General features: G+C 60.7%; 10 protein-coding genes. 2 read left to right on the top strand and 8 right to left on the bottom strand.

The annotated features are described in order from the left end of the window. The first annotated feature begins 156 nt into the window (after positions 1 to 156). Positions 157 to 1,557 (top strand): dihydrolipoyl dehydrogenase, encoded by a 1,401-nt coding sequence (lpdA, locus tag ACZ9IM_RS19045; protein WP_427626306.1) that lies wholly within the window; start codon positions 157 to 159, stop codon positions 1,555 to 1,557. A gap of 121 nt (positions 1,558 to 1,678) precedes the next feature. Here the strand turns inward: lpdA and ACZ9IM_RS19040 are convergent, their stop codons facing one another. Next, complete coding sequence (locus ACZ9IM_RS19040; RefSeq protein WP_427626308.1) at positions 1,679 to 2,152, bottom strand: Lrp/AsnC family transcriptional regulator; 474 nt, start codon at positions 2,150 to 2,152, stop codon at positions 1,679 to 1,681. Between the two features lie 145 nt (positions 2,153 to 2,297). Between ACZ9IM_RS19040 and ACZ9IM_RS19035 the strand changes: the two genes are divergently transcribed. Further along, positions 2,298 to 2,927 (top strand): LysE family translocator, encoded by a 630-nt coding sequence (locus ACZ9IM_RS19035; RefSeq protein ID WP_063342048.1) that lies wholly within the window; start codon positions 2,298 to 2,300, stop codon positions 2,925 to 2,927. Between the two features lie 3 nt (positions 2,928 to 2,930). On the opposite strand, the gene ACZ9IM_RS19030 is transcribed toward ACZ9IM_RS19035, so the two are convergent. The 7 genes from ACZ9IM_RS19030 to ACZ9IM_RS19000 form a co-directional block, all read right to left on the bottom strand. After that, a complete protein-coding gene (locus ACZ9IM_RS19030) occupies positions 2,931 to 5,063 on the bottom strand; it encodes a hypothetical protein (protein WP_476224690.1) in 2,133 nt (710 codons plus the stop codon). Further along, on the bottom strand, positions 5,050 to 6,246 hold the full coding sequence (locus ACZ9IM_RS19025) for a DUF3142 domain-containing protein (RefSeq protein ID WP_476224712.1): 1,197 nt from the start codon (positions 6,244 to 6,246) through the stop codon (positions 5,050 to 5,052). Before ACZ9IM_RS19025 ends, ACZ9IM_RS19030 begins: the two co-directional genes overlap by 14 nt. A 162-nt stretch (positions 6,247 to 6,408) precedes the next feature. Then, complete coding sequence (locus tag ACZ9IM_RS19020; protein ID WP_476224689.1) at positions 6,409 to 7,248, bottom strand: class I SAM-dependent methyltransferase; 840 nt, start codon at positions 7,246 to 7,248, stop codon at positions 6,409 to 6,411. Continuing rightward, on the bottom strand, positions 7,242 to 8,396 hold the full coding sequence (locus ACZ9IM_RS19015; RefSeq protein WP_427626316.1) for an acyltransferase family protein: 1,155 nt from the start codon (positions 8,394 to 8,396) through the stop codon (positions 7,242 to 7,244). Before ACZ9IM_RS19015 ends, ACZ9IM_RS19020 begins: the two co-directional genes overlap by 7 nt. Then, positions 8,393 to 9,286: a class I SAM-dependent methyltransferase gene (locus ACZ9IM_RS19010; protein WP_476224688.1), complete on the bottom strand. Its 894-nt coding sequence runs from the start codon at positions 9,284 to 9,286 to the stop codon at positions 8,393 to 8,395. Before ACZ9IM_RS19010 ends, ACZ9IM_RS19015 begins: the two co-directional genes overlap by 4 nt. Then, positions 9,283 to 10,587: a glycosyltransferase gene (locus ACZ9IM_RS19005; RefSeq protein ID WP_476224687.1), complete on the bottom strand. Its 1,305-nt coding sequence runs from the start codon at positions 10,585 to 10,587 to the stop codon at positions 9,283 to 9,285. The genes ACZ9IM_RS19010 and ACZ9IM_RS19005 overlap by 4 nt, the downstream gene beginning before the upstream one ends. Continuing rightward, on the bottom strand, positions 10,581 to 12,146 hold the full coding sequence (locus ACZ9IM_RS19000) for a glycosyltransferase (RefSeq protein WP_476224686.1): 1,566 nt from the start codon (positions 12,144 to 12,146) through the stop codon (positions 10,581 to 10,583). The genes ACZ9IM_RS19005 and ACZ9IM_RS19000 overlap by 7 nt, the downstream gene beginning before the upstream one ends. Between the last annotated feature and the right edge of the window lie 29 nt (positions 12,147 to 12,175).

Here is a 12,175-nt window from a genome sequence, read left to right as displayed (position 1 = left end):
GGTGAAATATTCGTCGTAAATCGCTCTATCTAAAAGCGCCGGACCTGTCGCCAAGCTGAAGCCTTGACCGAAATGGCTCGAAACGCACATATTACGCTCGTAATTTTTACTGAAGACTCCTTTATCGATCCCGTCCTTCAAACCAGGAGTACCACCATGAGCACCTATGACGTCGTGATTCTGGGCGCAGGCCCCGGCGGTTATAACGCAGCGATCCGCGCCGGCCAGCTGGGTCTGAAAGCAGCCTGCGTGGAAGGCCGCGCCACTCTTGGCGGGACGTGCCTGAATGTCGGCTGCATGCCATCCAAGGCGCTGCTGCATGCCTCCGAACTCTACGACGCGGCCATGGGGGCGGAATTTGCCAACCTGGGGATTGAGGTCAAACCTGTCCTCAACCTTGCTCAAATGATGAAACAGAAAGATGAAAGCGTTACCGGGCTGACCAAAGGCATCGAGTTTCTGTTTCGCAAAAACAAAGTCGACTGGATCAAGGGCTGGGGCCACATCGACGGGCCGGGCAAAGTCACGGTGACCGACAGCCAGGGTGCCAAGACCCAGCTAAGCGCCAAGGACATCGTCATCGCCACCGGTTCCGAACCCACTCCCCTGCCCGGCGTGGACATCGATAACAAACGCATTCTCGACTCCACCGGCGCACTGTCGCTGGGCGAAGTGCCGAAGCACTTGGTGGTGATCGGTGCCGGGGTGATCGGCCTGGAGCTGGGCTCGGTATGGCGCCGCCTGGGTGCTCAGGTGACGGTGGTCGAATTTCTCGATCGGATCTGCCCCGGTGTAGATGGCGAAGCGGGCAAGACCCTTCAGCGCTCATTGAGCAAGCAAGGCATCAGCTTCAAATTGAGTTCGAAAGTCACCAGCGCCACGACATCGGCGAGCGGTGTTCAGCTCAGCGTCGAGCCGGCCGCGGGTGGCACCGCCGAGTTGCTTGAAGCCGACTATGTGCTGGTGGCTATTGGTCGTCGTCCTTACACCCAAGGCCTGGGGCTGGAAAACGTCGGTCTCGCCACGGACAAACGCGGCATGCTCGCCAATAAGGGCCATCGCACCGAGGCCGCTGGCGTCTGGGTGATCGGTGATGTCACGTCTGGGCCGATGCTCGCCCACAAGGCCGAAGACGAAGCCATGGCCTGCATCGAGCAAATCGTCGGCAAGGCTGGCGAGGTCAATTACGACCTGATCCCCAGCGTGATCTACACCAAACCGGAGCTGGCCAGCGTCGGCAAGACCGAAGAACAGCTGAAAGCCGAAGGTCGCGCCTATAAGGTCGGCAAATTTCCCTTCACCGCCAACAGCCGGGCGAAGATCAATCACGAAACCGAAGGCTTCGCCAAAGTATTGGCCGATGAGCGCACCGACGAAGTCCTCGGCGTGCACCTTGTGGGCCCCAGCGTCAGTGAGATGATTGGCGAATATTGCGTAGCCATGGAGTTCAGCGCCTCGGCCGAAGACATCGCCCTGACCTGTCATCCACACCCGACTCGCTCCGAGGCATTGCGTCAGGCGGCAATGGATGTGGAGGGGATGGCGACGCAGATGTAAGCCTGGAGGTTGATGGAGACTGAACTACCGCTATCGCGAGCAGGCTCGCTCCCACATTTGATCTGTGGCGTTCACAAAACCAATGTGGGAGCGAGCCTGCTCGCGATGCAGTCGACGCGATCTAAATCGGCAAATGCCCCAACGGCAACGCCCCCGGGGTCTTCACCGTGTGAATCGCAAAGTTGCTGCGAATGTCGCTCACACCCGGCAATTTCAGCAGTCGCCCGGTGAGAAAACGGTCATAGGCGCGCAAATCCGGCACCACTACTTGCAGCAGAAAATCCGATTCCCCTGACACCAGAAACGCCGAAATCACCTCAGGCAATGCCGTCACGGCCAGGCGAAAGGCTTCGGCCTGTTCATCGTTGTGTCGTTCAACTTTGACCCCGACAAACACCGTCAGCCCAAGGCCCACTTCATCTCGATCCAGATTGGCCTGATAGCCGCGAATCACTCCCGCTTCTTCCAGCATCCGTACCCGACGCAAACAAGGCGAGGCGGACAGGCCAATCTCGTCGGCCAATTGCACGTTGCTCAGGCGACCGTCCCGTTGCAGCGCCGCGAGAATCTTGCGGTCGTAGGCGTCCAGTTTCATGGTTTGGCAGATCCCGATAGTTCGCTCATCACAAAATGGCAGGTTATGCCAAATATCGAAGCTTTAGAAGCTGACTACGCAACCACCTGCCCTGCTCTTCAGCCATAGACTGACCTCACCAAATCGACAACGAATGGGGGGCAACATGGCAGGACTCTGGCTGTTTTTCATGGCATTGGCGGTGGTGTACCTGTTGCCGGGCCCGGACATGATTCTGCTGTTGCAGACCGGCGCGCGTCAGGGCAAAGGCGCGGCGCTGGCCACGGCGTTGGGGCTGGGCATAGCGCGTGGTTGTCATGTGGCCTTGGCTGCGCTGGGTTTGGCAGCGCTGTTCAAGACGGCACCCTGGACCTTCGACGTGGTGCGCCTGGTCGGGGCCGCGTACCTGCTGTGGATCGGCATTCAGTGCCTGCGCACCACGATGCTGCCGAGCTTGAACAGTGCAGGTTCCACGACTGAAAAATCGCATTGGCGCGAGGCGATCCAGCGCGGTTTGCTGACCAATCTGCTCAACCCCAAGGCGCTGCTGTTCTGTTCGGTGCTGTTGCCGCAGTTCATCGAACCTCACGCCGGGCCAGTGCTCGCGCAATTTGCAACGCTGGGCGTGATGCTGGTCGGTGTCGGGTTGTTGTTCGACAGTGCCTACGCACTGGTCGGCGCCGCACTGGGCCGCTGGCTGCAACGCAGTCCATCGGCCCAGCGGGTGCAACAGTGGTTGTTCGGCAGCCTGCTGATCGGCTTCGCGGTGCGGCTGACCTTTGTGCAGCAGGCTTGAGGGTTATTGCGCTCTACGACGACGGCGACTGATCAGCAGCAAAGCCGCCGCCGTGATCGCCACAATAGCGCCTACTTGCACTGGCTTCTTGTAAGGCCGCAGCATCGAACGCGTAGCATCGGTAGCCTGGGTTACATAACGTTTGCTGGCGTTTTCAAAGTCGGGATCAGGGCATTGGTGACCGAAGTTTTCCGCCCAATCCACGTACGGCCCTTCTTTTACATAACGTTGATAGAAGGCACTTTCTTCTTCAAGGCTGGTGTTCCACCCCGCCGCCGCACACAACACCGCCGCAAAAGCCTGGCTGGTATGAGGCAGATTATCGGCAGCACGACTGGCCAAAGCCGTTGCGACATAACGATAGTGATAGCGCTCATCGGGTTGAGCGGCGCTGGCTTGCTGACGCACGACCTCATCTTCAGCCACTAACGGGCCGACCTTTAGCTCACGGCTCTCAAGGCTGTAATTACCACCAAATGTGGCGTAATCCGGTGCCATTTCGTAGCCGAGAATCTCCATCCCCCACTGACGCGCCGTCAAAGCGGCGTTAAACAACGCGGCGGCACGTTTGGTCGGCCACCAGGCAGCATCCGCTTCCTCACGATACAGCCCATACGCCTTGGCCTTGTTCTGCAGATCGACGTTGTCGAAGTAAGCCGGCGCTTCGTCATAACGCCCTTCACGCAACAGGCGCCGCCCGAGCAAGTTGCGCAGGTTCGCGGCTACCGGCAACGGCACATAATTGTCGCGATCCTGTTGGCTGAGAGCCGGCGGTGCAGGCACCTGAGTGTCGACGTACTGCTTGAGTTCATCGAGGGTCAGCACCCGCTCGGCAACGGTGGCCGCGTCGTACCAGTAAATGCTTTGGCTGCGATAGAGCTGGTCAAAGGCTTGCAGATAATCGCCGCGTTGCAGGGCCAGGATTGCGCTTTCGCCGTCGACCCGGCACTTGGGCTGCACCGTTTCGTAATCCCAGTCCGGGGTCCGTCGTTCACCCCAAGACTCGTTCTGCGGGAAGGCTTGGGCTGCCTTGGCGTAAGCCGCAGCGGCAGCGCCTTTGTCGCCATCACGCAACGCCAGTTTCGCCCGCAGCCACCACGCGAGGCCGCCGTCACCGGCCTGTTCGAGGAAGGCTTTGGCACTGGCGTAATCACCCTGCTGATAGTTCATCGCCGCCAGGCGATCCGCGTTATCCAGGCTGCCGCGGGTGCTGTTTTGCAGCAGCTTGATCAGTTTCTGTTCGCTTGGCGGCTGATCACCGAATGACCAGCCCAGTCGACTGATCAACGACGCCGTCACCAGTTGCTGCACCGCTTTGCCCTTGAGCAACACGGCCAGTTGATCGTCGGGCATTACCATCAGATCGGCCATCAACAACTTCAACGAGCTGTAGCCCACCGCCGAACCGTGGAGGTTCTGCGTGGCGTAGAGTTCGATGGCGCTGTCCCAATCGCCAGCGGTGCGGGCCACTCGCGCTTCTTCGCCGAGGCTGGCAACACCCAGTTCCAGCGGGTCGCTGAAGCCGTCGATACTCAGCTGACGAGTTTGCTCGAAAGCCTTTCGGGATTGAGCCAACAGGTCGGGACCTGCGCCCGCCTCTGAACTCATGGCAAACAGTGTCCGCCCCAACGAGTAAGCCGCCCAGGTACTGCGCAACGCGCGTTGATCCGCCGGCAGCGCCAGCACTTTCTGAAAATATTCAGCGGCCAAACCATGGTCACCCGCGTTGAACGCCACCGCGCCCGCCAGATAGAACATGTGTTCGGCCGGCAGGCTCGCGTCTTGCTCTTCAACCTGACGGGCATCGGTCAGATTGCGCAGCTGTTGCACCAGCGCTTGCTGCTCAGGCGTCAGACCGGCCTGTTCGGCGGTGTTGCGCTGACCCGCGTAATCCGGCGCATCGCCGTAACCGTCCCCCGGAATGTTGGTGGCAGCCGTGACATTTTTCAGTCCCGCGATGGCATGCCCGAGGCGACTGATCTCAAAGTTGAAGTTGCCTTCCGGCAGTTCCGCCAGCGACTGGCCACGGTTGTCCAGCAGGCGCATGGGGAAGTCCGGCCCGCAGGCCAACGCCGAACCCAACGGCAGGCTGAGGCTCAGGCAAAGCAGATGGCGGGGCCAGTTACGGGTGAACATTCGAACCTCCTTGATCAATATTTGCGCAGCGGGCCCAACCGATGGTGCGCTGCCCGCCGGCCGGGATTCGACCCTCGCGCAGGCGGGTGAAGGTAAGCAGATCCGGGCGCTGTTGCAATGCATAACCGGCCAATGCATCGGCGCCATCGCAGCCCTGCACCGCCAGTGTCAGGCGTTCGGGCCAGGCGCTGTCGAGGTTGCCTTGGTTGCTGACGCTGATGTCGTAGAGGCCGTCCTGCGCCGAGAGCTTCAGCCCCACGCGGCTGTCGAGCATATCGCCACGCGCCACAGCGATTAGCGTCGTCAGGCTCCAGGCCCTGCGATCATTGGCCAGCGGCAGGCGAAACCAGATCAGCCCGGCCAGATGAGCCGGTGGATCGGCGCGCAACTCGGCGCCGAGTTTGCTCAGTTGCAGCGGATCCGCCAGTAACTCCCGGCGTTTGCCGCCCCGCTCGATGGGCACTTCGCTTTCCACGACCGGCGCACCACCGTCCCCCGGCAACAGCGCCACGCCATAAGCCGGTAGCGCCAGATAAAACGGTTTCGACGTGACACGGCTCCAGGCCCTGGCCCATTGCCGGGCCTGATCCGGGTCGAACAAGCCACGCCGTGGATCGCTCACCGCGTGCACCTGCAAGACGCTGCTGTCGACGGTCGCCAGCAGCGCCGGCAATTCAGGGCTGTCGAGCCAGGCCGGCAACGCGGTGATGCTCAGTGGCAAGGAAGCGGGCAGAACGGCGCGTAAATGCGTGAGGAATTCGCGGTAGGCCGGTAGCCGAGCGTTGCCCGCATCGTGGTCGATTTCCACGCCGGAGAGGATCACCCCCTGCCCTTGCCAATCGCTGAGCATCTGCTGGATGTGCGCCGTGACCTCGTCCGGATCCAGACCCTTGAGCTGGCCGTCCAGACGAATAACCGCTATCAGCGGTCGACCGTCACGCTTGAGCAGCACCGGATCGATTCGCGCCCGGCTCCAGCCGGCCTGCGGAAACGCCTGCAAGGCCAGCACACGCAAGGTCGAGAAATCGGCACGGCTGTCGCGCAGCGCGGCGTCATGGGCCGGCGTCCATTGCCGTTGCCAGACATAGAGTTGCTGATCGAGCGGTGGTGCGTCCGGTTGCTCGCAACCGTTGAGCAACAGCAATGCGGCAAGCAAGGCCGACAGACGAATGAAAAACACAATGAGCCCTCATCCTCTGTGGCGAGGGAGCTTGCTCCCGCTCGGCTGCGCAGCAGTCGCAAATGTAGCCCATAGGGTGTGTCTGATGAAATGAAGGGGCTGCTTCGCAGCCCAACGGGAGCAAGCTCCCTCGCCACAATTGATCGAATACGAATTCCCGGCAGCCTACTCAGCCATTGGCTTGCGGGCAATGATCACCTGACTTTTCGCCACCACCGCATCCAGCGCCTGTTTAATCTGCGCCCCCCGTGGCGACGACAGAACGGCTTGCCAGGTGTCGGCCCAATGGTTGAGCAATGGATGGTCGGCGTTGCTGAAATCGACCTTGGCCTCCCAGAACAACAGCATCCACATCGACCAATAAAACCCGTACTGGCTGTGGCTGATGACGTCCAGGCCGGCGTCGCTGACCATCGCTTTGAACTGCTCTTCGCTGATGATGCGAATGTGGTTGGGCTTCTGGAAATACTCCGGCGCCGCGATGTCTTTTTGCAGGTCTTCGGAACTGGGGTGCGGAACACTGAGCAAATACAGCGCCCCGGGCTTGCCGACCCGCACCAGTTCGGCGAGGAACTGCGCCGGATCGTCGACGTGCTCGATAACTTCGGTGGACACCACCCGGGTCGCGGTCGCGTCGGCAATCGGCAGCGGATTACAGTCCGTGACGTGGCACTCGATGCCCCGCGCCGGCGTGTCGCTCAAGCGCTGACGAGTCGCTTCGACCTTGGCTGCGTCGATGTCGGCAATGATGATCTTCGCCCCGCGCATGCCGCAGAAATGCACGTTGCCCCCGTCACCGCAGCCCACATCCAGCAGCGTGTCCTCGGGGCTGACCGGGAAACCGGTGAATAGCTCACCGGTTTGCTGGTTGAACCAGCCGCTGAGCATCGCGTCATGCAGGCCGAGCATGTACGGGTCGACTTTCTCGGACACCGAGGGTGCTGGCATCAGCGGCTGCGCGGCAGCGGACGTGCCCGCCGTGAGTTTCTTCAAAAGGCTCAGCATGAGGTGGCTCCAGAGGATGGAAGGACTGATGGGGATATACGCAAGCGTTGCACCAGATGGGCACCCCGGTTGCGCATGGGCAGCTCGATGAATCGGTAGTTGAGTTCACTCAGCAGCACGATCAGGGTCATGGCGCAAAACAGCGCCAGTGCCGGCTGCATCGCCACGTCCTGCCAACCGACGGGCGCGAAACGAAACCAGCCTTCGCGCACGGCAAAGAACGCCGGAATGTGAATCAGGTAAATGCCATAGGAACGGGCGCCCAACCAGACCAGTATTTGCTTGAGCTTGCCCTTGGGCAGCAGGTAATCGCAATTGTAGGAAGCGATCCAGACCAGCAGCGCGCACAACAACGCAATCGCGGCGACCCGATAGCTCGCCAGATTGAAAGGTGTGCTCGCCAGCACGCTCAATGCAGCCCCCAAGCCGATCAGTGTCAACGGGCCTGACCAACGACGGCGCAACAATCGTGGCTCCCAGGTCAGATAGCTCGGCCTCGAGCTCCACATCGCCAGCAACACGCCCAATGCCAGGGCATCGGTCCTGATACTCATCAACAGCGCTGAACGCCAAGTGAACAGTTGCACGGCAACCAAGGCCAGCAACACCCACACCAACCGCTTGCGGCAGACGAGGATCAGTAAGGGCAGCAGCAGGTAGAACTGCTCTTCAAGGGACAGGCTCCAGTAAACGAAGCTGGCACCGTATTCGAAGCGCATGAAGCTTTCAGCGAAGCGCAAATTGGCAAACTGCAGAAAGCCCGCCAGCGTCGCCTGCAGATTGGCCTGCACCGTGCCAAAGGCACCCGAATGATTGAAAAACAGTGCACCCAATAACATCAGCAGCAGCCACAACCAGGCGGATGGCAACAGACGAAAGGCCCGGCGAATCCAGAAATCGCGGGTTTCCAGCCAGAAGGCCTGCGGTGTCTGGCAACTACGCAGCAGCGGAATCAAGCCTCGGGCGATGACAAACCCGGAGATGACAAAAAACAGGTCCACACCCCACCAGAATTGCCCGTGGGCCGTGCCCGATTCGAAACCCGGCAGCCCACCCGGAAATGGCATGGTTTGCAGGTGATGCACCAGCACGCCAAGCACAGCGATCCCGCGCAACAACTCGATGTCGAGAATCCGTCGACTGCTCATGACGCAGTCCCGGCCTTTGAATCGGTCGCCATCGGTTTACGTGCAATGATCACCTGACTCTTGGGCATGAACTGATCGAGCATCTGCTTGATCGCCAGCCCATTGGGTTGCGCCAGAAGGTCTTGCCAGGTTTTCGCCCAGCTCTCCATCAGCGGCGGATAGGGCGCTTGAATCCGGTCACGTACCGCGCCGCCCAAGTCGCGCCCGGCCGCGCGCTCGCTGGCCCAGAAGAAAATCATGCCCATCACCCAGAAAAACCCGGTGGCCTGACGATGCTCGATCACCAGGCCGGCGTCCTCCACCAGCGCGGCGAAGCGTTCCGGGGTAAAAATCTGTACGTGATTGGGCGACTGGAAATAGCTGGCCGGGGCGATGCCCTGTTGCAAATGCTCGCCCACCGGTGCCGGCACGCTCAGCAGATACTGCGCACCCGGACGGCCCATGCGCACCAACTCGGCCATGAACGGCTCGGGCTGGTCGATGTGTTCGAGCACTTCCATGCACACGACTTTGCTCGCGCAGCCATCGGCCAGCGGCAACGGCAGGCTATTGCTGACCAGCCCCAGGCTTGGCTTGTCCGTCTGCGTGTCCACTTGCCGGGCCAGGTCTCGGACCTTGTCATGTTCACTGTCAGTAAAAATCACCGACGCGCCCTGACGTACCGCAAACAGCGTCGCAACGCCCTCACCGCAACCGACATCCAGCAAAGTGTCGTCCGCCATGATCGCAAAGCCCTTGAGCAATTCGCCGCTGTCGTTCAAAAACCAGCCATCGAGGATGGCGTCGTGCAAGCCGACATCGCGCGGCGATACGCTGTCTTGCGCAACCGGTGCAGGCACAGCTTTGGGTTGCGCCACCGGACGCAGCCGCCTCATCAATGCGCGGATCATGCCTTGGGGGTTTCCACGGCAGCCGCAGCGCGGGTTTCGAATAGCCGGGCAAGGAATTCTTTCAGACGCTGTTCAGCGGTTGCCTGGCCGCAGAAGTTTTGCAGGCTGGTCACCGCGTGGGCGGACATCCTTGCATAGCGTTGCGGGTCGTCTTTGGCCACGTCATAGCTGGCCCGATAGGCCGTGCATAACGAGGCCCAGTTGGTGATGTAGCGCAGGGTGCGAAACGCCTTTCGCGGGTCGTGGGGCCAGGCCGTCAGCTCATCCGTGGAGTCGATGAGGAAAGCATTGTCGGCGTCCAGATAATCGATCATCGCCGTGGTGCGCGGCGCCACTGCCGGCTTGCCGCATGACATGAACTCCATCAGCGGCAGGCACTGGCCTTCGCCGTAGGATGTATTCACCACGTAACTCGTGGCCTGCACCAGACGTTCGTAGTCCGCATCCGCGAGGTAGCCGTAAATCAACACGATACGGCAGCGGTAGGACTGGTTTTTGTACAAGTGATGAAGGATATCGGTCAGCGCTTCTTCGGCATCGTGATGCGTCAGTTTGAGCACTAGCGTGGCGTCTTCTACCTCGCGGAAGGTCACGCAAAAGGCACTCAGCATGTCTTCCCAATTCTTGCGCCCGTCGCAGGGATTGAACACCGAGGTGTAGATCACACCATCGAGCACCAGCTCCTGTTCACCAGCGGGCGCCTGAAAGTCGATGCCCTTGCCGGCACGCAAATGCGCAGGACCAAAGGCCCGCAGATCAAGTTGACGACTGTCCGCCAGCAAGCCTTTGATCTTCAATCGCACCTGGCAGGCCTTTGGCTGACGCTGCAATTGCGCACCACGCGCGGCAAAGCGATCCCACACCGGTGCCGGTACCGCGACGATCGGATAGTCGGCGCCCATGGCTTCGCGCACGGCATTGACGGTGTAGCTGGAATGGGTGATTGCCGCACCGCTCGCGCGCAATACCGTGCGCCAGTCATTACGCGGTTCACCGGCGAACGGCTCATTGGGAATGGTGCTGAATTCCCATGCAAACACTGCCAGGGTCGGACAGGCAAAATGAACCGGCGTGCGATGCGGTGGCGAGAACGACAGGAACACGCAGTCTTCGCCACGGGACAGACAGTCGAGGTACAGGGCGTCGACTTCGGTCTGTGGATCGCTGACCTCCACTACCCGCCCCAGTCGCTCCAGCACCGGTCGATACTCTTTGAGCACGAAGTAGTAGCTGTATTCCGAACGGCCCAGGTTCTGGGCAATGGTCCGCTGGTTGGTTTCTGAATAAATGATGATCAGCATGAGGCGTTATCCGTGACGGTCGCTGCCGACACACCGTGTGGCGCCAGCCCGAAAAAGTCCGCCAAGCGTTGTTGCACTGGAGCGAAGGCGCAGTAATCGTGCATGCGCTCGACCGCGGCGTGAGACATCTGCTGATACTCCAGCGGCTGTTCCTTGGCGATCCGGTAGCTGTTTTCGTAGGTCGTTTTCAACGACCCCCAGTCCGGTCGATAACGCAGGGTCCGATAGATGATGCGGGTGTCCTGAGGCCAGATGGTCAGCTCTTCGCTGGACTTGACCACAAATGCCACGCGCTCATCGATGTAATCCTCCATGGCCGTGTGATCCGGCGCGATCACCGGTTTGCCGCTGGCCATGAACTCCATCAGCGGCAGACACAAGCCTTCGCAGCGCGAGGCGTTGACGTAATAACTCGCCGCCTCATAGAGCCGGGCATATTGCGGATCGTCCAGGTAACCGTGCATCACCACCACTCGGCAGGCGAACGGGGACAGTTGCGCCAGCAAGGTCATCAACTCGGTGTAATAGGACGACAGATCGCTCTGGGTAATCTTCAGCACCAGTGTGGCATCCGCGGTGTCACGGAAAGCCCAGCAGAATGCGCTGATCAGTTGATGCCAATTCTTGCGCCCGTCCTTGGGATTGAACACGGTGACGTAGACCACGCCGTCGACATGGGTCTGAACCTGTTCCGTAGTGTCCGGAAGGTCCACGGGTGCTGGTACATGGACCGGCACCGACTGTGGACCGGCAATGGCCGGGAAGTATTTTGCGAGCCGGGAGTGAGCCGGGTCAGACAACAGATCGCGAATCCCCTCCCAGTACCACTGGCTCAGAAAATGAGTGCGATGGACCGGCACCGGTTGCGCCTTGCCCAGGTCCAGCGTCCACAGACGCAAGTAGTGCCTGGCGATGACGAAGCGGCGCTTCAGGGTTAGCGGCGGCGGGCGCAAGGCCTCGAGTTCCGCCTGTTGCTCAGGGGTCAGCGGCGGTGGAATCAGCGAGTCGGCGGACAGCCCCAGCGTACGGGTATCGAGGATGCAGCCCTTGATGTCGAGGGTCGAACCGGCATTGACCGGCACACTGGTATGACGGCTACGGATGGCCGCGAAGTTTTCCCACAACGGCGTCGGCAAGACCAACACCGGAAAGTCTTCGCCCATGGCCCGACGGATCGCCCGGGCAGTATGACTGGAGAGCGTAATCACCCGGCCCTGGCGCGCCAGCATGCGGGTCCAGTCCTGCCGTGGATCGTTGTCCCACTGCTCATCGGGAATCGAATCGAACTCCCAGGCCACCACGCACATTGTCGGGCACTCAAGGTCGTTCGGGGTTTTCTGTGGCGGGGTGAAAGACAGGAACAGGCTGTCTTCGCCGGCGGTACGCAGTTGCCTGTAGAGAGGATCGACCTCGGCGGTGGAGGACACCACATGCACCCGCCCAAGGCTTTCGAGCACCGGGCGATAAGCCTTGAGCACGAAGTAGTAACTGTATTCGGGACGACCGAGGCTCTGGCTGATGGAACTGTCGTTGACGTCCGAGTAAAGAATAAAATTCATGGCATCCCACGATGAAGCCGCCATCCCGG

Source organism: Pseudomonas sp. TE12508 (assembly GCF_056279485.1).
Note: the sequence above shows the minus strand (reverse complement) of the source record. Positions and strands in the feature narration are given on the sequence as shown.